This is a genomic window from Candidatus Limnocylindrales bacterium, assembly GCA_035571835.1.
Taxonomy (GTDB): domain Bacteria; phylum Desulfobacterota; class Binatia; order UBA1149; family CAITLU01; genus DATNBU01.
In genome coordinates, this window is the sequence record DATNBU010000037.1 from 142,801 (window position 1) to 167,427 (window position 24,627).

Sequence of the window (24,627 nt, forward strand, 5' to 3'; positions counted from 1 at the left end):
TCGAACTACTCGCAGCCGACCGGCTCGTTGCTTTCGTCGACGCCGTTCGGACGCACGCCGTAGATCGGCAGCGGACATCCGCGCTCGAGTGCACCCAGATCCGGCGCCGCGCCCTGGAAGTGATCGGTGACGCCGGGAAGCACCGTGCCGGCATCGACGGCGTTCGATGCAGCGTCGAGAGTCACATCGGCCGGGCTCAGCGTGAGCGTGTACGACGAAGGCGCGGCAAGACCGTTCGCGAAGATCGGCTCGGCGAGCAGCGTGCCATTCGTTTCCATCCCGCCGGCCTGCATCGCTGCGAAACTCGCGAAGCTCACCAGATCGCCCGGAGGAAGCCGGAAGCGAAACGCTCCATCGGGATAGTAACCGTCCGAATCGAACAGGCCGCCAACGATGAGCGCGGTCCAGTCCACCGCCCGACCGGGAAGCATCGACGGCCCGATGAAGAGGTTGTTGCGGACTTCGAAGTTGTGACTGGCCACTTCGGTGTACACGTGCAGCTCTTCGTCAGAAGTCACGAAAGTGTTGTTGTACGCGAGCACGCCGCTCGGACCGAACTCCTGGCCGTTCCCGTGAAACTTCATCTGCTCGTCGGCGATGTTGACGACGACGTTGCGCAGCGCATACGCAGGCCCGCCGTAGATCGGCTGGAAGCTGATGGTCGAAAACGTATTCGTGAAGCGGTTGCGCCACGCACGCACGTTGCCTTCGCCGCCGTCGAGCTCGACGCCGTTGTCGTATGCCGACAGCACTTCGTTGCCGTAGAAATCAACGGCGCGCGCGCCCGGCAGCTCGGTCTTCATCGCATCGCCGAAGCCGATGATCTGGTTGTGGCAGACCACGTGGCCATGGCCCTGCACGTTGATCCCGTCGTCGTTCGCGTTGTCGCCGCCGTTGTCGGTGTAGACCTCGGGCCACACGAGGCGGCCTTCGAGCACGTTGTCGCAGATGTAGAAGTCGTACTGGACCTCGCGCGTGGCGATGCCGAGCGTCGTGTCGATCGTGTGCACCCTGCGCACGACGTCTTCCACCGCGCCGGCCGTCTGGAAACGCAGCGCGCGGCTCGCGTTGCGCAGCGTCAGGTTCTCGACGTGCACGTAGCTGCCGTAGACCTCGAGCACGTTGCAGCCGGTACAGCCGCCGCCGTCGAGGATGGTTCCGTCGCGGCTGGTGCCGCGGACCACGATCGGATTGTCCGCCGTTCCGCCGAAGTCGAGCACGAAAAGCCCGTTGTACGTGCCGTCGGCGAGCGTGATGACATCGCCGGCGGTTGCGGCATCGAGTGCCGCCTGAAGCTGCGTCGCATTGCTGACGGCAACGGAGTGCGGCGAGACCGGATCGGCCGGAACCGCGCGGGTCGTCGCCGTGAGCGTGATCGTGTCGTCGACCGGGCCGTCGGCGTCGACCATGTGAAGCTCGAGCTCGTATTCGGTCGCGGGCCGAAGGTCGAAGATGCTGCCGGCAAACTGCTCGACGATGACGTTGTCGTCTCCCGACGGCACGGTCTCTGGCAGCACGCGCAGCAGCGGCAGCGCGTCGTTCCACGTGAGCGCGCCGGTTTCGCGATAGCGAAGCGAAACGGTCGCGTCGCGGTCCGCGTCGCCCGTGATCGGAAGCTGCACGCCGAGCGCCATCAGCGTGGGCCTGTCGAGCACTGCGGTTCCCGCGTGAAGCACCGGATCGGGACACGGATAGAACGCTTCGTTGCGTGCATCGAGCCGGTCGATGGTATCTTCGCAAAGCGCGACGAGCGCCGCCGAATCGAGGCACGACGGGCAGGTGCCCGCGACGAGCAGCCGCGACGTGACGGTGGCGTATTTCGAGCGCGCCTTGTTCTCGCAGCCTTCTTCGTCAAACGGCGGATCGTGCAGCGTGAGGCCCGACGACGCGGCTTTCTGATGGCACTTGACCACCGACTTCGCGAGCTTGGACAGGGAGAGACTGACGCGTCTCGTGCACGCGAGCGCATCGCTCGTAGCGGGAACGCTGCCGGCGTCGTCGCCGGACGGATCGAGCGACGCACCGCTGGTCGCGTCGCAGTACACATCGGCGCCGCGCGCATCGAGAGTGGTTTCGAGCGACGACGCTTCGCCTGACAGCAGCGACGGCACCGTGCTCGACGCGCATCCCGAGCTCGCCTCGAGATCGCCGACCGCGCCGTCGAGAGCCGTGAGCGCATCGGCCTCGCACGCCTCTTCGTCGAACGACGACGGGTTGCCGAGGACGACTTCCGAATAGCGCGCGGCAGCGAGAGCGATATGGCACTTGCCGATCGCGCTCTCGAGCTTCGAGTAGGCGCCTGCCGCCGAATCCGAGCAGCGGCGAACGTCGGAACCGAGCGGCACGCATCCACTGTCGTTGCCGCCGAACGGCTCGCCCGGACCAGGGCCGGGTGCAGCCGATGAAACCGCAGCGGCCAAAGAAACCGCAGCACTGAGCGCGAGTGAGAATGCGGCGAGACGTGCCGCCGGCCAACGTGGTGAAAACATATGCTGGCGCTCCCCCGCCATCGCGCGACCCTATCGATCAGCGGCGTACCAGGCAACGGACTTTCGACGCACTACCGCCGAATGGCGCGGCCGCGCGCACGCAAAGAAAAGCGAAAAGACGTTCAGGGCGGCGTTATCCGGCGGTGATCGAGACGTCTTCGGCGCGGATCGCCGGCACGAGCGCAGAGCCGCTCATCTCCTGGCGCTCGCGCGAGATCGCCGAGATCTTCGTCAGGAGCTCGAAGACGTTTCCCGCGATCAGCACTTCGCGCACCGGCCTGCGCTCGCCGCTTCCGACAAGGAACCCGTTCTTGACCACGCCGGAGAAATCGCCGGTCACTGGGTTGGTGCTTCCCGAATAGCGTCCGACCCAGATCGCGCGCTCGCCGGACGCGACGAGATCGGCCATCGCGGTCTGGCCGGCGTCGACTTCCAGGCGGTGATGCCCGACCATCGGAAGCGAGCCGACTCCGCCTGCGGCGTTGCCGGTGCTGCGTGCACCGTGGCCGGCGGCAACCGCTTCGTAATGGTTGAACAGGAAGCCTTCGAGCACGCCGGCCGAAACAAGAGGGCGGCGAACGATCGGCATTCCTTCGCGGTCGAATGCGCTCGAGTTTGCGCCGCCGGGCAGGCGGCCGTCTTCCCAGATCGTCAGCATCTTTGCGGCAACGCTCTGGGAAATCTTCGAGGCAAGAGGGCTGCGGCCTTTGCGAACGCTGTCGGCGCACATCGCGCCGATCAACGTCGGCAGCAGGAACTCGGTGACCGCATCCGGCGACAGCACGATCGGGCCGCGGAAGCTTTCCCCTTTGCCGGCGCCGAGCCCGGCGACGCATTTTTCGACGAAGCGCCGGCACGCCTGCGTGATCTCGGCATTGAACCCGAGCCAGCGGCGGCTGGTTGCGCTGTCGTAGTCGAAGCTGGCGACATCGTCGCCGTCGACCGCCATGCCGAACGTGCTCGCGTCGAGCGTGCTGTCGGATTCGCTTGCAGAAATACCTGTTGTCGATGCCAGCGCACGCGCGGAAACCGATGAAGAGACCGAGCCGGAATCAACGCGCACGCGCGGGTCGAGCTCGCGAATCCGCGCGAGCATGTCGGCGGCCATCGTGGTGACTTCGGTGCTGCCGAGCTTTTCGACGGCCGCGTCGTAGATGCCGTCGACGCGCGTGATCGCAGCCGGCTCGGGCAGATCGAAGAACGGATCGGCCGGATTGACGCGTGCCTGCGCGACGGCTTCGGCCGCGCGCTCGGCCATCAGCGAGGGCTCGAGATCGTTGGCCGTGACGAAACCCTGCGACGATCCGACGATCACCCGCAGGCCGTAGAGCGTCTCTTCGCCGCTCTGCACCGTGTGGACGGCGCCGTTTTCGATGTGCGTCTCCGAGTTGCGGCCCCACGCGGCAGCAGCCTCGGCCTTGTCGGCGCCCGCCTTGCGCGCGAGCTCGAGCAGCCGGTGGCAGAGGTCGAGCAGATTCTGTTCGTTCACGCTGCGTGTTCCTTTTGCGGTTTACTGTTCGCCGCCGAGGAGCGCGCGGCAGCGGATGTACGGACCGCCGGCATCGACCTTGGCCGGCTGGCCCTTGCCGCAGTAGCCGGCACCGAGATCCCAGCGGAAATCACTCGAGACCGCGTCCACGCTGGCGAGCACGTCGAATGCGATTCCGGAAAGCGTCACGCCGCGCAGCAGCTCGGTCTTCTTGCCGTCGCGGATGCGCCACGCTTCCTGCACGCCGAACATGAACTCGCCGGTCGCATCGGCCTGCCCGTTCCGCGGCCCGTCGAGAAGATATCCGTCCTTGGTCGTCGCGATCATCTCTTCGAGCGACTGCGTGCCGGGCGCGAGGTACGTGTTGCGCATGCGGATCAGCGGCTGGTCCGAGTATTCCCACGCGCGCGCGTTGCCGGTCGGCTCGACGCCGTAGCGCGCGGCGCTCTCGCGGTTGTGAAGGTACGAGACGAGGATTCCGTTCTCGATGATTGTCGTGCGGCCGGCGATCACACCTTCGTCGTCCACCGGAATGGTGCCGCCGGCACCGATGTAGTGCTCGGAGACGCCGCTGTCGCACAGCGTAACCAGATCGCTCGCCACGCGCTGGCCGATCTTGCCGGCCGCAACCGAACCCGCCTGAACGAAGTCGGCTTCGACCGTGTGGCCGATCGCCTCGTGCACCAGCAGGCCGACGATCGACGGAGCAAGGATCACGGTCGTGCGCCCGCCGTCGGCGTGGCGCGCCGACAGCAGATCCTGTGCGACTTTGGCCGCGCGTTCGGCGAGAGCTTCGCCGGTCGCGCTGTGGAACAGGCAGTCCCAGCCGCCGGTTGCGCCGACGGCTTCGTTGCCGGTCGAAAGCTGTCCGTCTTTTTCGGCAACCGCCGATACGCGAAGCTCGGGGCGCACGAGCCGGAACGCCGCGCGCGCTCCGTCGGTCGTCACGATCGCTTTTTCTTCGAAGATTTCGTTGTAGCTGCAGCTCGCCGAACGGATCGCCGACGATGCGCCGCGAACGCGAGCCTCGAGGCCGGTCGCAAGGCCGATCTTCTCTTCGAGCGTGCGCGCCGTAATGTCGGCGAGGCCCGGCTGATCGAACACGCCGCGCGCGAGCTGGCAGGCGGGCAAGTTCATGAAGTCGTGCTTGGAGCGCACCGCGCTCGCGATTGCTCCCGCGCGGGCCGCATCGACCGCACGCCGGATCGCATCGCCATCGATCGACCCGGTCGACGCGAATCCCCATCCGCCATTCTCGAAGACCCGGACACCGACGCCTTTGCGATGGCGCGCCTGCGACCGTTCCACCTTGCCCTTGTCGACGCCGACGCTGCGAGAGGTCTTCGCGTGGTAACGAAGCTCTACAAACCCGCTTTGCGCCGCCGCAATCTCACTCAGAAGCTCTAGAGCATCATTCATGCCGGGGATTCTAACCATGCAAAAAAAGCGATCCACCGCTCCCGGGAAATGTCCTTTGCTCGTCCGGGATCTCCTGTGCGGGCCGGAAATGCCCTGTTCGAGCCGTGGGCATCAGGGTAGTTGCCTGCAATTTCGCCCTGGGCTAGCGGTCGCTGGTGAGCGACGCGCCCGAGAAGAAGAAAGACGTCAAGGTCCATGTACTGCGATGCCGGTCCGACTCGTGCCGCGCGCTGCTGCCGTTCGAAGAAACCGACGAGGGTCTCCTGCTCGGAAACATGATCGAAATCGCAACCCGCGAAGGCGATGCGGCGTTCTTTCCTTGTCCGCGCTGCGGTGGCCGCAATCTGGTCGAAGAAGTCGTGCATGAGGGCAAGAAAAGAACCCGCGTGACGGGCTTCGTTGCATCGTGACGCCTCGGGTGGCGGCTGACTTGCAGCCCGAAGTATTCCGCAAAGATCGCTGGCTGCGAGCCAGCGCGTATCATCTTGCCTCGTGGAGCTTTGCTGCGCTCGTCCTCGACGTGCGGCTGCGCTCGGCGGGCGCAACGACGCAGGCGACCGGCATCGCGGCGTTAGTCGTGATCGTCGGCGCCAGTCTGCTCACGTCGATGACGACCGAGCGGCGAGTCGCAAAAATGTTCGGGCCCGCCGGAGCGCCGCTGTTCGCCGGAGCCGGCCGCATGTGGCTCGTGGTGTTTGCGACGCTTACGTCGGCCAGCATTGCCATCGCTTCGGCGGGCCGCGTGGAGGCCGTGATGACGCTGTGGATGTTCGGCGTGGGAGCAGCGTTCCTGTTCTGGGGAAGAACGATCGGCTTCCGGTGGTATGCGGGCCTCGGCCTCGCGCTGATGGCTGCGGGCGCCGTCGATTCGTGGATGACCGCCGTCGGCGGACCGGTCGGGCTTCTGCGCCTCTTCGTGCTCGGTTTCGCGCTGCCCGCCGCAGCAATTCTCACCAATCGCCGCTACCTCTGGCTCCGCTGAAAAATCGGGGACAGACACCGATTACGCGAAATCGGGGACAGACACCGATTAACCGAAATCAGTGTCTGTCCCCGAATAGTGGAAATCAGTGTCTGTCCCCGATTAACCCCGATTAAATAAAAACGGGACAGATCCGGTTTTGGTTTCCGGAGCTGTCCCGTTCTTTGTCGCGGGTCGGTGCGCGGTGAGTCCGGGGCTGTCCCGGGTTTCGATCAGTGAAGTGTGCGGACGCGGCGGTTGTCGGAGACGACGATGTCCTGGTTGAGGACGCTGCGGCGGACCGGCACGGGCAGGTTGGTCTCCATGATCCACGTGCCCTGAAGGCGCTTGCCGGAGAAGACCAGCTTCTGGCTGTCCGCCTTGGTCGAAGTCTCGTTCTTGTTTCTTGAAAGGTTCATGGCTCAGGTCTCCTCGGGTGGCTTGCGTTCAGTCACCGGGAGAGAAGCGATTTTCGTGCCTCTCGGGGGCCCTCCCCTAACTCATTGAATTCACAGTGATCGCTTCCGCAGCGATGAGGAAGGCCCGAACGCGCCCGAACTGACGTGTACAAACTCGTACGGGTGCCAATCGCGGCATTTTTCGACTCACGCGAGGGAGCGAAGCGCCAGCCCGGCGACCGCGGACGACCGCGCCCGGCCAGTCGGAACTTCAATGACCACGGAACACTGGGCTTCTTTTTTCAAGGAACGCCGTCATTCCTTCCTGATAGTCGTCGCTCCCGAAACAGTCCGCGACGAGCGTGCCGATTTCTTCCGAAGACAGGAATCCGACCAGACGCCGCCTCACGGCTAGCCGGACGTAGCGAAGAGCCTTCGGCGCCATCGTCGCGATCTCGGCTGCAAGGCTTCGCGTCTCGGTTTCGAGCTCTCCATGCGGGAAGCACCGATGCACGAGGCCGAGCTCGAGGGCCTCGCGGCCGCCGATCCGCCGTCCGGTCAGAAGCATGTCGAGCGCACGGGCTTCGCCGATTACCGCCACCAGCCGCTCAAGCCCATGGTGCGGATACGCAAGCCCGAGCCGGCCAGCGGGAATCGCAAGAAATGAGCGGTCCGACGCGACGCGAAGGTCGCAGCCGAACGCAATCAGCGATCCGCCGCCGACGCACGGCCCGTCGATCATCGCGACGCTCGGCACCGACAGGCGCGCGAGCGCTTCGAGCGTGCCGGTGCTGCCTTCGTCGTACTTGCGGGCCAGCTCGGGATCGGAGCGGTATTCGCGGAACTCGGTAATGTCGGCGCCCGAGATGAAGAAGCCGGCCGTGCCGCGGATGACGACCAGGCGGACGCCGTCGGTGCCGGCCAGCTCGTTCAGCTTGTCGGGCATGGCCTGCCACATGGCGCGCGTCATCGCGCCGCGGCTTTCCGGACGGTCGACGGTCAGCCAGCCGATCGGACCGTCGATTTCAGTGCGCAGGGATTCGGCAGTGGCCACAGCAACAGTTCTCCCAGGGGATTGGCGACGCGTTCCGCCGCCGCAGCGAGGCTTAACGACCGGCAGTTGCAGGCTCAACGTGACCCCGTCGCGTCAGCCCGAGGTCGTGTGCGGGACGGCGAGCGCCCCGCTGTCCTCGGCTGAGCGGCCGGATGCGCCGGTTGTGGGCGTCGGAATCGGCTGCTAGGACTGCCTGTCCGGCTGACCGGGATGGGCCCGGCAGGGACGAAGGAGACTATGGCGAAAGACGGGATCGAGGTGAACGGAGAGGTGGTCGAGAGCCTTCCCAATGCATTTTTCCGGGTGAAGCTCGAGAACGACCACACCGTCCTCGCCCACATCTCGGGCAAGATGCGCAAGTACTACATCCGCATCCTGCCGGGCGACAAGGTCAAGGTGGAGCTGTCGCCGTACGACCTGACGCGCGGTCGCATCACGTGGCGAGAAAAGAACGTCTGATGACCGTGCTGCCGGCCTCGCGGCCGGCCAGAAAGTAGGCGCAGCGCCGAGCGCGCCGACTTCGCGATGTACTGGGGAGTGGCCAAATTGGTAAGGCACCTGCCTCTGGAGCAGGGCATTGTAGGTTCGAGTCCTACCTCCCCAGCCACTTCTTCCTTCCGCTTCCATGGGCCGGCACGACGGGAATGTCGCGGTCCGGTCGTCTCTCGCGGGCAACCAGAATGATTTCGACGGATCCGGCACCGAAGACTCCCGCCCCGATTCGCGACGCTGCAACAGTGCTCGCGCTTCGCGATACCGAAGGCGGTCCGCAGGTCTTCATGGTCCGTCGCGACTCGCGCATGGGATTTCTCGGCGGCGCGCACGTCTTTCCGGGCGGCGCCGTCGATGCTGCCGACTGCGAGAGCGCGCTTTTTTCGATCACTTCCGGTTTCGATGAGGCCGGTCCTCTCGAGCGGCTGCACGCCGATCCGGTCCGCGCGCGCGGCCTTCTCGTCGCTGCGGCGCGCGAGCTTTTCGAAGAGTCCGGGATCCTGCTGGCTCGCACTTCTGCCGGCGACTGGATCGATCTGGATGAAGCTGCTCCGAGAACCGAACGGCTCGCCGCCGGCCGCGCTGCACTGTCGAATCGCGGCGGGGATTTCGGCGGTCTGCTTGCGGCCGAAGAGCTTCGCCTCGACGTAAGCGGCCTTCGCTTCTTCGCGCACTGGATCACGCCCGATCGCGAGAAGAAGCGCTTCGATACCCGCTTCTTCCTGGTGCGCGCTCCCGAACGTCAGTCCGCGCGTCACTGCGAGATCGAGTCGTCGGCAGGCGAATGGATCACGCCCGGCGGCGCGCTTGCGAGCTACCATGCACGCGAGATCGAGCTCGTGCCGCCGACCATCGCATCGCTCGAACGATTGTCCGAATACGCGAGCGTCGATGCGGCGCTCGCGGCTTTCGCCGTCGCCGACATTCCGTGCATCCTTCCGAAGATCCTTCTCGGTGAGGAGATCGTGATCCTGTATCCGGGCGACAGCGACTATGAATCAGGAGCGGCGATGGTGCCGGCCGGCCGGCCGGTCAACCGGCTCGTCATGCTCGACGGTCTCTGGCAACGGCCCTGATTACCGGCGATGCGCATCCGCTGGTCGGAATTCGAAAACATCTTCCGTGAATTCACGGAGCCTGCCGGCGGCGCGCTGTCGTTCTATCTCGAGGACGAGTCCGGCAACGTCGTGGCCGGGTCGGTATCGGATGACAGGCCGGCGGTCGCGCGACACCGGCTGACGATTGCCGAGCAGCACATCGCACGCCTCAACGCGTGCGGGAACGCCTCTCCGGAAACGGTGCGGCTTTGCTGGGCCGCGTGCGAGCGCGAGCTCGCGCATCAGCTGACGATCGGCGACATGGCGGACGCGACCGCGCGCCTGTGGCGTCAGACCAACGCACTGCTTCGCATGAGCGAAAGCACCAACCTTGCGCTCGAGCCGGGCCCGATGCTGAGCCGTGTGCTCGGCGTGCTTGCGCACGCGACCAATCTCGAGCGCGGCTGCGCGCTGGTGCGCGTTGCGGGCGCCACCGATTACACGCTGTTCGGGTTCGAGCACCCGCGCCAGGTTCCGGCGAGCGCGATCAAGACGCTCGAAAAGCTCGAAGACGATGTGACAATGCTTCCCGGCGAAGGCGATACGCGCGAAGTCCAGAAGGAGTGCGCGTCGCTTCTCGGCCGCCGCTCGCAGCTCATCGTCGTCCGCATCGCGACCGACAACGCGCGCTACGGATACCTGCTGGTTCCGTTCTCGGTGACGACGACGGTCAGCTCCGAGGACTTGAAGGTGCTCGGCGCCGCGACGCGCATCGTCGGAATCGCCGTCGAGAATTCGCATACACTGCTTCGCGAGCGCGAATCGATGCGTCTCGAAGTCGAAAACGAGATGCTCAGCAACCAGGCGCGCGAGATGGAAGAGATGCTTCACGTGGTCTCGCACGACCTGCGTTCGCCGATGACCGCGATCTACGGATTCATGCACATCGCGCTCGACGAGCTCGACGACCTGCGCACGTCGCTCGAGGATCTGCCCGATCACGAGGTTGCCACTCAGGGCACGCGCATCGCCAAGCCGCTCGAAGACGGCATTCGCAGCGTCGAGCGCCTGAACGGAATGGTGCAAAGGCTCCTCGACTTCTCGCGCATCGCGCGACTCGAGTATCATTTCGAGCCGCTCGAGATGTCGCGGCTCGTCGGCGACGTGGTCGATTCGCTCGGCTTCCATATGCGCGAGAAGGGCATCAAGGTTTCGGTCGGACCCTTGCCGAACACCGACGGCGACCGTGTCCAGGTCGAAGTGGTGTTTCGAAACCTCGTCGACAACGCCGTCAAGTACATGGGCGACGGCAAGCCGCGCGAAATCGAGATCGGCAGCCGCGATGAGGCCGGCGAGACCGTCTATTTCGTGCGCGACACAGGCATGGGCATGACCGCAGAGCAGTGCGGAAAGGCGTTCCTGCCGTTCCGGCGTTTTCGTGCGGACGCGGCTCCCGGCGAAGGCATCGGCCTGTCGTTCGTGCGCAAGATCGTCGAGCGTCATGGCGGCCGCATCTGGTGCGAATCGACCGAAGGCGTCGGGACGTCGTTTCAGTTTACGCTCAAGGCCGGAAGGGTCGGACGGGATATCGCTCTGAGCGCGTAGCTTCGCGATTTGCTTGTCGGCGCGGTTCGGGTCGAATGCGGCGGCCGCATCGCGTCGCGCGCTGGTTCAGGAGCGCGCGGTTTTCAGAGACGCGCTCATTTCAGAAGCGTGCCGTGTTTTCAGGAGCACGTCCGATTTTCCGGTGCCGGTTTTCAGGAGATAGAAAAGTGCCCGAGTTCGTCGCCGTCGAAGCCCCTCAAACTATCGAAGGCTGGTACACGCTTCACGACGTCTACACGGTCGACTGGTCACTGTGGCATGCGCTCGATGATCTGGAGCGCGAGCACGTCGGCAGCGAGCTTTCGAGCTGGCTCGAGGGTCTCGCGGCCTATCCGGAACGCGGCGATTCGAAGCTCTACAGCGTCGTCACGCAGAAAGGCGACCTCATGTTCTGCCACTACCGGAGCAGCCCGGCTGCGCTCAACGAGATCGAGCTCCAGCTTCGCAAGCTACGCATCTATGAGTTTCTTGCTCCGGCGTACTCGTACCTGTCGGTGATCGAGGTGAGCCTGTACGAAGTGCAGGCGATGGCGATGCGCCGCCTTTCCGATCGCGGCATTGCGCCGGGGACTCCCGAGCACGACGAAGCCCTGGCCAAGGAAATGGAAGTGCAGAAGGAGCGCATGAACGAGCGCCTATTCCGCAGGATCCCGCCGCAGCGCTACATCTGCTTCTATCCGATGAACAAGCGTCGCGGCGAGCAGGTCAACTGGTATGCGCTGCCGCTCAAGGATCGCCGCGCGATCATGCGCGGTCACGGATCGATCGGCCACAAGTACGCCGACGTCGTCACGCAGGTGATCGGCGGATCGACCGGTCTCGACGACTGGGAATGGGGCGTGAGCCTGCACGCCGAGGACCCGCTGTCGTTCAAGAAGCTCATCTACGAAATGCGCTTCGACCCCGCGAGCTCATGGTTCGCCGAGTTCGGCCCGTTCTATGTCGGCGTTCACATCGCCCCGACCGCCGTCGCCGCCCTGATGGAAGGAAGGCTTGAGTAAAAGGGGACAGGTACAATTAAAAAAACCGTTTAAAATCGCGGCGGCGTTGCGGCGCATAAAATGCGTGCGCGATTTTCCACGTGATTTTTAAATGTACCTGGTCCCTTTTTTCAGCGGCGCGCCGCTACGTCTTTCCAGTTTGTCATCAGTGCGCGTGCAGACGCGGTGTGCGTGCCGAGAACCTGCGTGCGGTTCTCGAGCTCGATCGCCGTGCGCAGCGTCGGGGCATCGATGTTGATTGCGAGAACCTGCTTGGTCGTCGAGACCGCATACTCGGAGTTTGCGCAGATCTCGTCGGCGAGCGCACGGCTTGCCGCGAGCAGCCCTTCGGCGGGAACGATGCGGTTTACGAGACCGATACGCAGCGCTTCGTCCGCTTCGATGAGACGTCCCGTAAGGCTCATCTCGTAAGCGTGACCTGCGCCGACCAGGCGCGGCAGCAGATACGAGACGCCAACGTCGCATCCGGATATCCCCAGCTTTACGAAGGCGACGCTGAAGCGCGCCGACGGCGCTGCGTAGCGAACGTCGCACGACAGAGCGAGCGCGAGCCCGCCACCGGTCGCAGCGCCGTTGACAGCTGCGATGAACGGCTGCCGAGCCTCGCGCATGCGCGGCATCAACGACGCGATTCGCTGCTGCACCGCAAGGCCGCCTTCGACCGAATCGAGGCCTTCGGTGATCGGCCACTTGCCGTGTTCCTGCAGATCGAGGCCGGCGCAGAAGCCGCGGCCTTCGCCGGTCAGGATGACGACGCGCGCCTCGCGGTTTTTTGCGAGGACGTCGAGGCACGAGTGCAGGTCGTCGATGAGGCCGGGCGACATCGCGTTCAGGCGATGCGGTCGCGTGAGCGTCAGTGTGGCGACGCTGCCGTCAAGGTCGAGGCGAAGGTCTTCGGTGCGGACGAGATCGGTGGGCATGCGCGGGTCCTCCGGCATCGGCTCAAAGCCGAAGGCCGTCGGCGAGTAAAATCGGCGGCGAAATGCGTGCTGCGGCGCGCTTCCTGCGCGTCGCCTGCCGGCGAGTGGACATCGGGCGACGAAGTGGCTAGCAGAAGGGCCTTCCACTGCTCGTTCGGTCGCATAGCTCAGCTGGTTAGAGCGCTCGCCTCACATGCGAGAGGTCCCTGGTTCGAATCCAGGTGCGACCACCATCTTTGATTCCCTGCACGTCCCGCGAAGTCCGAAACACGAATTGTCAAGGGCGAATGGCAGATGCCCCGCGGCTCGGATGAAGATGCGGGTGAAGCACATTGTTCCGCTGTCAGAGCAGGCGGTCGCCATTCTCGGGGAACTCGCAGTCAGCGCGGCGTACAACTTCGCCGAGCATCTGCCGGAGCGGCGCAGAATGATGTAAGCGTGGGCGAGCTACCTGAATGGCCTGAAGGCTGGGGCGGTGGTAGTGCCGCTGTTTCGCAGCGCCTAGAACCGGAACCAAATATCGATCGCTACTTGCGACGAGGGGGCCGTTCCTCCGATGGCGCAGTCCGTGGTTCGGTATGGCCGACCGAAGCGCCGCCAACGCAATTGGCGGAAGATGAGGTCGACGATCGTCGTTTCCACTCCGGCCATGCAGACACACGTTGGGCGGTCTTTTCTATTCCGGTCCAAAACGACTTGCTATGGTTCTGCTTCGACATCCGCCTCGTCCTCCTCCAACTTCTGTCGCAACTCATCTAACGCCGCAACCGCCAGCAGTTCTCGTACGGGGTAAGCGATGGGTAACATTGGGGTCCGCGGGTGGCTGGCCTCACCTGTCGGAAGCTCAACGCGATTCCCCTCCTCGTCCTTTCGGGACAAAACCACCCCGTCTGACCTCACCATGCTAAACAGGTCGCCATACCGACGAGGTGCAACGCCGAGGAAGGGTCCCAGCACCATGCGGGCCGCTTGAGCATCCACCGCTGAATCCTCTCCCGCATGATGGATCGCATCTCCGTGGAGAGGTAGAGCCTCACTTTTCGGATATGGCTCGATATAGACGATTCGCTTCACTCCCGCCGCAACCGCGTGCCGAGCGCAGTTGTGACACGGGAAGGTGGTCGTGTAGAGGACCGCGTTTCGGACACTCACGCCAACACGCGCCGCCGACAAGAGTGCCTCCATCTCCGCATGAACGGTTCGTCCATACTCGGTGATGTCCCGTAGCTTTGATTCGGAAAGCACGCGTGTCGCTTTCTCGACATCATCCACCAAGCCCTGTTCCCTAAGGGCCTCGGCAGCCCTCGCCGCGATTACTCGGAGACGTGCGGTGTTCGAGTCGAACCCAATGGCGAGGTCTCGCATGTCGGGATTGTCCTCAGCGCTATACAGCCCGCCGCCGGGACGTGGGACTTCATTGTGCCCAACGCCGATCAGGTCCCCGGTTTCAGCGATGAGAGCAGCTCCGATCTGTCGTGCGAGCGCGCCCGAACGAATCGATGCTCCGAACGCTGCGTGCATCCCAAATTCGTCGAGCGTGGGGGTGTGGAAAGGGTTGCCGAATACCAAGTCGAGAAAGCGATGGAGGGCCGCCTGTGTGGACTCGTAGCTGGAAACATCGATGAAGACATCTGAAAGATGGAATGTATCTCGGGTCTGTTGCCCGAACTTTTTGTCCTCCTCTTCGTCCTCATCACGTCTCAAAAGCTTCTCCGCCTGCTCTTCGGAGAGACCTTGCGAGACTTGGAGATGGCGCTTGCGCAAGTTGCGTGGGGCGAAAGCGCCGATCAGATAGAACCCGGGTCCGTAGATTTGACGTAGGGTCCGGACTTCCTCCGGGCGTTTCAGCGAATCAAGAACGTGAACGTGCCGGGGCAGAGTCGGATCCGGGTCTTCGATGTCCTCCGTCGCCTGTGCGCGGCGCTCTGAGATGTTGAACACGGCTGACAGCACGAGCGCATTGCAGTAACCGGACCGTCGCCGGAGTTCGTTTCCGGCGGTCATATATGAGTTGACGCGATTGAAGTAGGGGTCGCCTTCGATCGGCACGCCGAGAATCTCGGCGAAATTCGGAAGGTCGTCGCTCAGTTTTACAGTGTTGACCTCGTACCGCCGAACGGCGAACAGGTCGCGTAGAACCGACGTGACGAAATCGCGGTTGCAGCCAATTGGTGCGACCAGTCCAATGATGAGTTCGGAGTTGGCGGTCGCAAAGAGTGAAACCTCAGATGTCCCCACGCGCCTCAGACTATAGAGGTTTGACGGCTTCCTGGCAGCTGAGCTGTGCGTTTCTCACTGAAGTCGCCGTCCGGACCCTTGCAGCGACGATTTGGCTGGGCTGCTTCTCGTGAGGCGAACAGTAACTTGGCTCACTTCGGGAGGACTGCCCATGCCACGCTCTTCGACAGCGGAAGCGACACAGCAACAATTCCTTTCAGCAATGGGCGAAGAATGGGCAACGCGGGCAGTCACGACGGCGGAGAAGCCAGCGTCGCGGATGTGCGTGTCGCCTACGACCTGCTCGAACACATCTTGTCCGAAGTATACGAAGGCAAGGGAAAGTCGCTGAAGGTACTCGCGAAAAAGGTAAACAAGAAGAAGGGGCCGGTAACATAGATGCGCTTGCCTGCTCTCCATATGGCGATCTCGCTAGGCGTGCGTGATCTTAGTCGCTCAATGGAACCAACCCACGGACGCCACCAATGAAATACGACAGATTCAATCGGTTCGAAGGGACGAGCTGGGCATTTTGGCAGTTCAATGAGTACGAAACTCAGATCAACAGCGCGTACTGGTCTGGGGTCGCGGCAGTTTCTCGCGCCAGCTACGAGATTCGGCGTAGTGCACCGCCCGTCAATGCAAGGGTGGTAATGCATGCCACGGGAACGGACGCGCAGCGAATCTCGGCTGAGGGTCCCGCTTTTGTTGCGAATCTCGGCGAATTTCTTAAGTGGAACAGAGCCAGCTTCATTTTGGCAGCAACCGGAGCCTTTGAAACGTACATCTGGCGAGTCGTGTTAACTGCGTTGATGTCGGATCCTGCCGCGTTGCATGGCAAGTCTCGAGCAATCGATGGAGCGACTTGGCTGAAGTTGGGACTTCGACCGGACTACAGTGACATCAAGAAGCGGGTTACGAAGGATACGTGGTTCCAGCGCTATGCGGCTGTTCGGAATATCTTTGGTGAAATTCCAGCGCTGAGTAGTCGTGTTCCAGAATTAGATCAGATCAGAATTTTTCGTAACAACGCTGGGCACGCATTTGGGAGGGATTTGACGGTAGAACCAAATCTCACGGCGCGAACGACGGAACGCATGCGAACTATTGACGACACAAAGTTTAAGGAGTGGCTAGGTGTAATCTCGAAATCCGCAAAGGCCATCGATTCAGTGCTTGTCAAGAACCATATCGGTGATTTCGAGCCTATGATTCACTTTCACAACTACTATGAATCTCTTGGTACTGTGAAGCCGGGGATTAGCAGCGCATTTGCCTCACAGTACAAGTTGGCCTTGGCAAAAACCGAAGGTCACTCTAAGGGCAACGAATATGCCCTGACACTGATTCGCGCTTACCTGAACGCGTAGCGCGCGACGCTACAGTCGCAGTGCCAGCCGTTCTCCCCATGCCTAACTTCCTCAAGCGATTACTGCTGAGGCATGTTTTAAAGAAACCCTCTCCGGATGTCGTCCCACGAAGCGGTGAGGCGGCGCGACAAGTTGACTGTCGTGTCGCGTACATTCGCCGAACAGAGCCTGAGCCGGAGGTTCTTGTCCAATCCGCGGGAGCGTCGGAAGTTACGGGCCTTCGTCGAGAGGCGGGTCGATTTCAAGTACCCTTGTCTCTCAGCTACGAAGATTTTTCAGCTGGGGATGTCGAGATTATCCACTGGTATGGATTGACGAGTTTTCGATACGATGGGCTGTGGCGTTACGTCCTCGAAGGATTGACCGGCTTCGATAGAGCAAGCTTTCTCTACGATCGCGCACGGCAGTTGGGGTTCAATCGGAAGCCACTACTTCGGTACAGCCTAACTGAATTGCTAGATACCCTTGTGGAAGCCGCACAACTTCATCCAACCGAGGAACACTCCTCCGTATCGTTGCTAGTTCGCCGTTACGGCGAACGATGCATAGAGCACCCAGACTGGGAAACCGTCCGCGGGAGCACACAATTGTTTCTCGATGCGCTTGTGAGTTCTGATTCTTTGGAGCGGACAGCCACTGGCTATCGAGTGAAGCCTAAAGCGGTTCTTGCCCTGGCGGAGTTTCAAGAAGCCGAGCGACGTCACCGTGAGAACTTCCGTACGGCTAGAGCGATGACTCGTCTCACGGTCGTGCTCGTTATCATCGGAATTGTTCAGGCATACGTGACTTGGATGAGTCCGTAGTCCTCGGTGGCCGCGAGTGCTCACAAGTTGAGATGGTGAGAAACTAGAACCTTCAGGGCGTGGGCAAGCGTTTCATCTTGGCGCATCGGCCAAGTACTGATTCACGTCGGTGAACAGCGTCCGAATGGATTCCAGATGCTCCCGCCGAATGGCTTCGTTCTTCTCGTTAAGTAGCCCCTCCACTGCAGCCCGACCAGGTCTTTCAGTCTTCGTGCGGACATCGTTCGCAGGTTGGGCAAAGAATCTGTAGTCGGGAAACCGTCGCCGAAGCTCACCGACGAGTTCTGCTTTGTCGGCGTCGAGGATTCCTACAACCTTCGAATAGCCCAACTCCGCCAGGACAGCGGCGAGGTGTGCCATATTCCCCGCTCCTCCAACGCCCCAACCGAAGAAGTCACCACCGAGTTGCAGATTGAGTTCCGTGAGCACGACGTCATAGAAGACCACATCCTCCTGTCCTTCGACGAGGACTACCCGATCGTCGACGAAGAAAATCTCTCTCGCGTTGAGTCCGAGCAAGTGAGGATTGTTTTTATCGCGAAGAAGTCCGTAGAGATGTCCGGCCGTTTCAACCGACAACTGGGAGACTCGCACTCCATCCTCACGGAGGTGCGCACGCGCAATCGCCATGCCGCTTTCGAGTGCCCTGAGATCGATCAGGTAGGGCGAGTGCGTTGCGATGACGATCTGACGGCTCGCCGCGTACTCGAATATTATGTTTGCCAACCGCCGCTGAAGAGCCGGGTGGAGTGAGAGTTCCGGTTCATCGATTATGATGAGGTCGCCGTCTTTCGAATCATAGAGCGCGTCTACGATGTAGAGGAGGCTCACCAACCCCTCACCTAACCCTTCGCTGCTATGTGTGCCGCGCGCGTCTTGAAACTTGAGAAAATAAGTCCCTTGGTCAGTCTGATCGATAGTCCAGTTAGGGAGGGGTGAAACGAGTTTGGAGAATAACTCGTCGAAACCTCCTCGGTCGCGATTAACGGCGAAGAGTCGGTGAGTCAGCTCATGGAGGTTGGTAGATCGAGAGGACGGAAGCCCCCCAGCGTGCTGCGCATAGTCAACTCTGCTCCACGTCGCTTTGCTGAAGTACGGGTCGAAGAACCGGCGAGACGGCAGAACGAGCAGTCTCCGAAGCGTTATGAGGTCGCCCGTGGTCTCTCGCTCAGTTTCGCTCTGCCCACGTCGGAGGCTTCGAAGCGTAGCTATACCACCATCGCACGAAGCGACGATTTCCACCCTATCTCCGGCAGGCAGGTTTCGACGGCCTTGCGAGAACGAAGGAGGTTCCGCCATTCGGATCGCGCGGAAGGCCTCGATGATCGTCGTCTTGCCCGAGTTGTTTGCGCCAAGGACCACAGTCAGTCCGCTGCCGGGTGTTCCTGTGGGCTTGGCAAGGTTGAGCTGCTGGGCTGTCTGGAACCCCCGCAGCCCGTGAATGCGAATGTAGTCGAGCATCCTCCTACTTTGAGCGGCGGTCCCGCACCCGGCGAACTGCGTTGTGCGGATTGCGAGGAGGTAGCCGCAATCGCAGCGTTGGGAGGTGGGGGCAACTTTGGGGGCACTCGGCGAGGCAGAACTCCGACTCTTGCCGCGAGGTCAGGTACTTACCGCATCAATGCGATTCCAGGTGCGCACCATCTTCTAACGGTCTATTCCGGTCACATAGGTTCATTTCATACCGGACACACTACCGGCTCGTTGTCGCCAACCGTTCGACCAGATCTTCGATCCTGGCCCGAAGCGCCGAACGCGATGGGAACTAGTGATCTCGCATTGCGGGGAATCCCTGCCAGACTTCGCTGTTGCGCACCGCAGCCTGGACGTCGGTTGGAAGCACCGTATCGTCGGTACTCTGGACGACGACGACGCGCTCAGCGTCCTTCACATCCTCCGGGGAGACGACGTGCGGTCGGTAGCCATCGAGGCGGAATCCGTCGACCGCCAGAGCGAACATCATGCGGTACGGTACGGCGGAATAGCTAGCGATAGCCGCCCGTGCGATGGCGCGCTCAGGAAGGCCGCGCGCCGATGCGAGCCGGTTGAAATAGGCGGCGGACCACACACTCATGGACACCCCGTTCCGGCACACGAATACGACTTGCGCCGAGTCGCGTGCCACTTCGATTGGCTGGGCTTTCGTCGCAAAAGCAGCGGAAGCGGCGAGCAGCAACACGACGCCCACGACGAGAACAGATTTGGACTTCATGGATCTGAAAACGATCGAAGCGGAGAAATCGTTACAAGGCTCGGTACTGGCGCAACTCGGCCGAATGACCGCCCACGCTTGGGACTGCGATATAGAACCACTGGAAGCGGCTCGCAGAACGGCAGAGTTAGAAGACGAGCGGTGCCACACACGTGTCGATCTCTAGCGTCGCGAGCGGGACGAGCAGTGCTGCGCCCGGCGTACTCACGCATTGACCGCGCGAGCACGCAGGGGCCGCCTCGTAGAGCGAGCTATCTACTCGCAATTCTCCGGGTAGAGCTCGCAGTGCTGAGGATTGCATCGGGACTGGCAATCCGGACCGGTGCAGTCGCGATCGTACAGCAATCCGATGTAGCACCACAGAGTCAGTTCCGTCTGGAGGTACCTGAAGCGGAAGTACAGAACCGTGGGCGCTGGCGTGATCTCTTCGCCATCGAGCGGTAGCGGTGTGACCGTGAGGCGCACCCGCCAGTACGTGTCGGTGCCGGCATCGGTATCTTCCAGACTCGGGAGGCCGCTCGGCGGAATTTTCAGTACGGGCGAATTGGCGTGGGCGGTGAGCCATGGCATCTGTACCGGGCCTCCCTGCAGCGTCGATGGGAAAAGGATTTCCCACTGGTACGACAGTGCGGCGTTAACCTGCGAACAGACTCGTTCGTCGATAGTCCGGTCGGCATAGAGGAACTGACCCTCGATATCGTCGCCCGATCCGTCAAGATCAGCGACAGTCTTGCATCCGCCGGCGCTCGGGGTTTGCATCCCACAATCCGGCCAAAAGCCCTCTTCCCGCACGAGCTCGTAAAAATCCGTACCCCGATCGATCTCGACGACGATGTCAGGACTGCCGTCGCCGCACAAAAGCGGCAGCGTCGTCGTCGTGGTGGTCGACGTGGTCGTGCTCGTTGTCGAAGTCGTCGAGGTCGTCGGCGGAGGCGGGAAGCACACGCCGGAGTCGTTGGCATCGACGGCGTAGTCGCCGTTGGTGTCCGCTCCGTCGATGCAGGTCGGCCGGTTGAAGCACACGTCGCCGGAGCGCTCCTGGCAGTCGGTTGCAGTTCTGATCTTGCAGCGGACCTTGCCGGCGGCGCTCTGCTCCACACATGGAGCCAGCTCGTCGCTGCCGATTCCGCAAACGGACGTCGCGTACATTTTCTTGAGCAAGCCTTTGCAGGTTTTGTTCAGGCCTTCCCTTTCGATGGCCAGATTGATCTGCCCGGCGACGCATCGTTTGAACTCGGCGCGCCCCTTCCCGTCGCTGCCATCGTACTGTGCGCAGGGACAGGCCAGATCGATCCAGCCCCTTGTCGATTCCATCAATCCGCCGTCCAGAAACGTCGGATCGCAAGGCTCGGCTGCGCGCGCCGGAGCGGCAGCGGCAGCGATGAGGACGAATGCCACAAGGAACGACCGGAAACGGTTGCTGTTCGCTTTCATGAAACTCTCTCCCCTCGCCGAAACTTCGGCGGTTATTTCGTTGCAGGTTCCGAGACGACGGCCGGTTCGAGCGTGCCTCGCATGAAGTCGATCAGCTCGGCGGCGGAGCCGAATCTCGTCGCTCGTCCCGAGCTGACGTGCTCGACGCGTCCGTGTACGGCTTCCGTCTCGAGGAGGTGCACTACGAAGGCCTGCTCGGCACAGAGCCCGGGGCGGCCGGTTCGTCGCGGATCGTTCATGGGTGCAGGCTAAACTTCGGCCGGCCGGCGAGTCTTCACGAAACCTTCACGTTTGCGTCACGTTGAACCCGCCCCCGTTTCAGCCGCATCGGTCTACGTTGTTGGACTGCCCGCCCGGCTGGATGGTAAGTGGGCGGAATGCCTGAGGCCGATCGCGAAGCACCGCGCATCGACGACACCGCGGAATGCATCTGGCGCGACGGCGAAAAGATCGGCGTCCCTCCGAAGGCCTTCCTCGTGTTGCGGCGACTGATGGAACGGCCGGGGCAGCTCGTCACGAAGAGCGACCTGCTGGATACGGTATGGCCGGGCACCTTCATCACCGAGACTGTGCTCAACAATGCCGTCGGCCAGCTTCGTCAGGCTCTCGGCGACGACACACGGCGGCCGAGGTTCATCGAGACCGTTCACCGACGCGGCTTCCGATGGATCGGGCCGTCACAAACTGCCTCCGCGCTGCCACCGGCTGCGATCGGTGACGAGATCGGTGTCGGCTTCGCGGCCGCCGACGATTTCGTTGGTCGCGCGGAGACCCTTGCCGAGCTTGCGCGTCATCTTGCGCGCGCGGCCGCGCGTCAGCGCCAGCTCGTTTTCGTGACCGGCGAGCCGGGCATCGGAAAGTCCGCTCTGGTCGAAAACTTTCTCCGTGGACTCGCCGCGTCCGATCCTGCGAGCGTCAACGTCGGGCGTGGAGAGTGCATCGAAGCTTACGGCGTCGGCGACCTGTACCGACCGGTGCGCGATGCGGTCGAGCAGATGCTGCAGCGAAGCGGCCCCGACACGCTGCGGGCGTTTCGCCGGCACGCTCCGAGCTGGCTGCTTTCGATGCCCGAGCTTTCGAGCGCTGCCGAGCTCGAGGAGCTTCGTCGCGCCGTCATCGGCGCGACCAGCGACAGTGTGCAGCGCGAGCTCGAACGTGCGCTAGAAGCAGCGAGCACCAGGGCTGTCGTCGTGCTCGTCATCGAAGACCTGCACTGGAGCGATCCTGCGACGGTATCGCTTCTATGGAGCCTGGCGGCGCGGCGCGAACCCGCGAGGCTGCTGATCGTCGGCACCTACCGGTCCGTCGACGCCATTGCGCAGCAGCACCCGATCATCCGGATGAAGCATGAGCTGAGCGCGAAGCGGCTATGCGTCGAAATCGCGCTCGAGGGGCTTTCGATCGACGGCGTCACATCCTTTCTCGACCTGCAGTTTTCCGGGCACCAGTTTCCGGCCGGGCTTGCGATCCCGCTTCACGAACAGAGCGCGGGCAATCCGCTGTTTCTGCTGAACGCTCTCGACGACTTCCGTCAGCGCGGATGGCTACGCGAAGAGGACGACGTCTGGCGATGCACCGTCGATCTCGACTCGATCGTGGCCTCGGTTCCCGAGAGCACGCGCGAGCTGGTCGGTTTTCGTATCGAGCAGCTGCCGGCAGCGACACGCATGCTTCTCGAGGCAGCCAGCATCGTCGGAGCGGGATTCGCCGCGCAGGCCGTCGCTGCAGCCGAGGGCGGCACGTGCGCGGATGTGGAAACGCAGCTCGAGCCGCTGGCGCGGGCTGGGCAGTTCATCGAGAGCAGCGGCGAGGTCGTCTGGCCAAACGGCATTCGTGGTCGCGAGTATCGATTTCGACACGCGCTCTACCGGCAGGTTCTCAGTCGCCACGTCACGCCGGCACGGCGCGCGCTTCTGCACCAGCGCATCGCGAGCGCTCTGGAAAGCGCGTATGGCGAGCGCTGCAATGAAATTGCGGGACAGCTCAGTGTGCATTTCGAGCAGGCCGGCGACGCTGTGCGCGCGGCCGAGTACATCGACGTCCTCGCGAAGCAGGCCTACTCGCGTTCGGCCACCCACGAAGCCGAGGCGATGTACCGGCACGCCGTCGCGTTGCTGAAAAGCGGCCCGATGACTCCGGCGCGGCAGGAACGGCTGCTCAAGTCGATGACTGCGCTCGGCATCGCGATGAGCACCGTGCACGGGCTCGGTAGCGCCGAAGCCGCCGAAGTATGGCAGGAAGCGCGCGAGCTCGGGCGGGCGCTGAACAGGACACCGGAGTACGTGGCGTCGCTCAGCGCGACGATCATGGCCAGGACCTATATGGGACAGGTCCGGGAAGCGCTGGCCATTGCTCAGGAAAGCCTCCTGCTCGCCGGAAGCGATCAATCGTCCAGTGCCGTCACCGTCGCGCACATGTCGATGGGGCAGAGCCTGCTGTATCTCGGCGAGATCGACGCGGCGCTCGTCCATTCCGAGCGCGCTGTCGCATCGATCGATCTCGAAGCGCCCGAAGCGCTCCGCCTTGACGCTTCCGGCTACGATCCGTCGGCGCCGGCGACGCTTTCGCGAGGATGGTGTCTGGTCCTTGCCGGGCGCCTGCGCGAAGGAAGAGCGTTGACCGAGTCGGCGATCCGCATGGCTCGCGCCAAGCAGCAACCGTTCTATCTGATCTTCAACGTGAGCATGGCGGGACTGGTCGCGCTGATCCTCCGGGATCCTGCTCGGGCTCACGAGCTGGCGGCCGAGGCGCTGGCTATTGGCGAAGAAAACTCGCTGCCGTACGGCCGGGAGATGAACCAGATCGTCTGCGGCTGGGCCGACGTTCGCCGCACTCTCGATCCGAAACCGCTCGGCCGGATGCGCGAGATCCTCGACTCCATTCTCGGGACAGGGACGCTGCAGGTTTCGCGCGGATGCAGCATGTTCGCCGACGCGTGTCTGGCGGCGGGCCGCATCGACGATGCCTGCGAAGCGAACACTGCGGCGTTCGAAACGCGTGGGGAAGGACGCTTCTACGACGCCGAGTTGTTGCGCCAGCGCGCGGCGATCGTGCTGGCTCGTTCGAAGCAGGGCGGTTCGAGCTCCGAGCAGGCCGGAGAGCTGCTCGAGCAGGCGATCAACGTGGCGCACTCGCAGGGCGCGAAGCTGTTCGAGCTGCGCGCTCTCGTCGAGCTTTGCAGACTGCGGTCGAGCGACGGCTGGCGCGATGAGGCGCGCCAGCGACTCGAGGCTGTGATCGGCAGCGTCGATGGTGACGACGATGAAATCGACCTGCGGGAGGCGCGTGAGGTGCTCGAAGAAATGAGGCGTTGAAATTCCGTCTGAGCCGCGCGCAAGAGCCTCGTCGCCGTCTCGCAGGGGCGTGTCCGACGCTGGTAATCTGAGTTAGGCAGCGTGGTGCGGCAGTTCCCGCATTCGCGGACGCCAACGCAACTTCACCGCCTGCCTCCAATTCGTTGATGATTGACGGTGCGGCTAGTATCGGACGCGAACCCCGTGTCGTGGCGATGCTGTCCACAGATCTCTACCATCCTCCGTTCGTCCGCTCCGCCACCCGCGACCGGCGTTCACGGACTCGTAAAGTAGGGTTTGTTTATGGTCGATAGAGAACATCTCCGATTCCCAGCGCGCGATCTGAAGCCGTACATAAGACACGTATCGATAAGAAAGCTGGAAGTTGGCGTTCCGTATTTCCACATCGCGTACATGGACGAAACGATGCTCG

At 62.8% G+C, this 24,627-nt stretch carries 20 protein-coding genes and 2 tRNA genes; 11 read left to right on the plus strand and 11 right to left on the minus strand.

Translation table 11 applies throughout. From position 1 onward, the window contains the following. Nucleotides 1-5: 5 nt before the first annotated feature. From VN634_16450 to VN634_16460, 3 genes are all read right to left on the minus strand, one after another. On the minus strand, nucleotides 6-2,489 hold the full coding sequence (locus VN634_16450) for a chondroitinase-B domain-containing protein (protein HXC52475.1): 2,484 nt from the start codon (nucleotides 2,487-2,489) through the stop codon (nucleotides 6-8). 133 nt (nucleotides 2,490-2,622) lie between these two features. Further along, nucleotides 2,623-3,978 carry a metallopeptidase TldD-related protein gene (locus VN634_16455; protein ID HXC52476.1) on the minus strand — a complete coding sequence of 452 codons (1,356 nt, stop codon included), beginning with the start codon at nucleotides 3,976-3,978 and terminating at the stop codon, nucleotides 2,623-2,625. A 21-nt stretch (nucleotides 3,979-3,999) separates the two neighbouring features. Beyond that, entirely contained in the window at nucleotides 4,000-5,397 is a 1,398-nt protein-coding gene (locus tag VN634_16460; protein HXC52477.1) for a TldD/PmbA family protein, read from the minus strand. Between the two features lie 155 nt (nucleotides 5,398-5,552). Here VN634_16460 and VN634_16465 point away from each other — a divergent pair, with 155 nt between their 5' ends. Both VN634_16465 and VN634_16470 read left to right on the plus strand, forming a co-directional pair. After that, a complete protein-coding gene (locus tag VN634_16465) occupies nucleotides 5,553-5,807 on the plus strand; it encodes a hypothetical protein (GenBank protein HXC52478.1) in 255 nt (84 codons plus the stop codon). Between the two features lie 8 nt (nucleotides 5,808-5,815). Beyond that, entirely contained in the window at nucleotides 5,816-6,379 is a 564-nt protein-coding gene (locus VN634_16470) for a hypothetical protein (protein HXC52479.1), read from the plus strand. A 212-nt stretch (nucleotides 6,380-6,591) separates the two neighbouring features. Here VN634_16470 and VN634_16475 read toward each other — a convergent pair whose 3' ends face one another. Both VN634_16475 and VN634_16480 read right to left on the minus strand, forming a co-directional pair. Beyond that, a complete protein-coding gene (locus tag VN634_16475; protein HXC52480.1) occupies nucleotides 6,592-6,777 on the minus strand; it encodes a hypothetical protein in 186 nt (61 codons plus the stop codon). 250 nt (nucleotides 6,778-7,027) lie between these two features. After that, a complete protein-coding gene (locus VN634_16480; GenBank protein HXC52481.1) occupies nucleotides 7,028-7,810 on the minus strand; it encodes an enoyl-CoA hydratase-related protein in 783 nt (260 codons plus the stop codon). A gap of 237 nt (nucleotides 7,811-8,047) precedes the next feature. On the opposite strand from VN634_16480, the gene infA reads away from it, so the two are divergent. The 5 genes from infA (at nucleotide 8,048) to hemQ (ending at nucleotide 11,945) form a co-directional block, all read left to right on the plus strand. After that, nucleotides 8,048-8,269 (plus strand): translation initiation factor IF-1, encoded by a 222-nt coding sequence (infA, locus tag VN634_16485; protein ID HXC52482.1) that lies wholly within the window; start codon nucleotides 8,048-8,050, stop codon nucleotides 8,267-8,269. A gap of 72 nt (nucleotides 8,270-8,341) precedes the next feature. After that, nucleotides 8,342-8,417, plus strand: a tRNA-Gln gene (locus tag VN634_16490). 73 nt (nucleotides 8,418-8,490) lie between these two features. Then, entirely contained in the window at nucleotides 8,491-9,378 is an 888-nt protein-coding gene (locus tag VN634_16495) for a hypothetical protein (protein HXC52483.1), read from the plus strand. A 9-nt stretch (nucleotides 9,379-9,387) separates the two neighbouring features. Beyond that, nucleotides 9,388-10,944 carry a HAMP domain-containing sensor histidine kinase gene (locus tag VN634_16500; GenBank protein HXC52484.1) on the plus strand — a complete coding sequence of 519 codons (1,557 nt, stop codon included), beginning with the start codon at nucleotides 9,388-9,390 and terminating at the stop codon, nucleotides 10,942-10,944. Between the two features lie 167 nt (nucleotides 10,945-11,111). Beyond that, on the plus strand, nucleotides 11,112-11,945 hold the full coding sequence (gene hemQ, locus VN634_16505) for a hydrogen peroxide-dependent heme synthase (GenBank protein ID HXC52485.1): 834 nt from the start codon (nucleotides 11,112-11,114) through the stop codon (nucleotides 11,943-11,945). A 110-nt stretch (nucleotides 11,946-12,055) separates the two neighbouring features. On the opposite strand, the gene VN634_16510 is transcribed toward hemQ, so the two are convergent. Then, nucleotides 12,056-12,865, minus strand: a complete 810-nt coding sequence (locus VN634_16510) for an enoyl-CoA hydratase/isomerase family protein (protein ID HXC52486.1) — start codon at nucleotides 12,863-12,865, stop codon at nucleotides 12,056-12,058. A gap of 156 nt (nucleotides 12,866-13,021) precedes the next feature. On the opposite strand from VN634_16510, the gene VN634_16515 reads away from it, so the two are divergent. Beyond that, a tRNA-Val gene (locus VN634_16515) sits at nucleotides 13,022-13,098 on the plus strand. A gap of 466 nt (nucleotides 13,099-13,564) precedes the next feature. Here VN634_16515 and VN634_16520 read toward each other — a convergent pair. Beyond that, complete coding sequence (locus VN634_16520) at nucleotides 13,565-15,103, minus strand: anti-phage dCTP deaminase (GenBank protein HXC52487.1); 1,539 nt, start codon at nucleotides 15,101-15,103, stop codon at nucleotides 13,565-13,567. 213 nt (nucleotides 15,104-15,316) lie between these two features. On the opposite strand from VN634_16520, the gene VN634_16525 reads away from it, so the two are divergent. Together VN634_16525 and VN634_16530 are read left to right on the plus strand one after the other, a co-directional pair. Then, the gene (locus tag VN634_16525; protein HXC52488.1) at nucleotides 15,317-15,481 is read left to right on the plus strand and encodes a hypothetical protein; all 165 of its coding nucleotides are present in this window, start codon (nucleotides 15,317-15,319) and stop codon (nucleotides 15,479-15,481) included. A gap of 86 nt (nucleotides 15,482-15,567) precedes the next feature. After that, nucleotides 15,568-16,452: a hypothetical protein gene (locus tag VN634_16530; GenBank protein ID HXC52489.1), complete on the plus strand. Its 885-nt coding sequence runs from the start codon at nucleotides 15,568-15,570 to the stop codon at nucleotides 16,450-16,452. Between the two features lie 875 nt (nucleotides 16,453-17,327). Here VN634_16530 and VN634_16535 read toward each other — a convergent pair. The 4 genes from VN634_16535 to VN634_16550 form a co-directional block, all read right to left on the minus strand. Beyond that, nucleotides 17,328-18,716: an ATP-binding protein gene (locus tag VN634_16535; protein ID HXC52490.1), complete on the minus strand. Its 1,389-nt coding sequence runs from the start codon at nucleotides 18,714-18,716 to the stop codon at nucleotides 17,328-17,330. 304 nt (nucleotides 18,717-19,020) lie between these two features. Next, nucleotides 19,021-19,434: a hypothetical protein gene (locus VN634_16540; GenBank protein HXC52491.1), complete on the minus strand. Its 414-nt coding sequence runs from the start codon at nucleotides 19,432-19,434 to the stop codon at nucleotides 19,021-19,023. Between the two features lie 288 nt (nucleotides 19,435-19,722). Continuing rightward, nucleotides 19,723-20,901: a hypothetical protein gene (locus VN634_16545; GenBank protein HXC52492.1), complete on the minus strand. Its 1,179-nt coding sequence runs from the start codon at nucleotides 20,899-20,901 to the stop codon at nucleotides 19,723-19,725. 32 nt (nucleotides 20,902-20,933) lie between these two features. After that, complete coding sequence (locus VN634_16550) at nucleotides 20,934-21,140, minus strand: hypothetical protein (GenBank protein ID HXC52493.1); 207 nt, start codon at nucleotides 21,138-21,140, stop codon at nucleotides 20,934-20,936. Between the two features lie 138 nt (nucleotides 21,141-21,278). Here VN634_16550 and VN634_16555 point away from each other — a divergent pair, with 138 nt between their 5' ends. Next, nucleotides 21,279-24,215 (plus strand): AAA family ATPase, encoded by a 2,937-nt coding sequence (locus VN634_16555; protein HXC52494.1) that lies wholly within the window; start codon nucleotides 21,279-21,281, stop codon nucleotides 24,213-24,215. The last annotated feature ends 412 nt before the right edge of the window (nucleotides 24,216-24,627 follow it).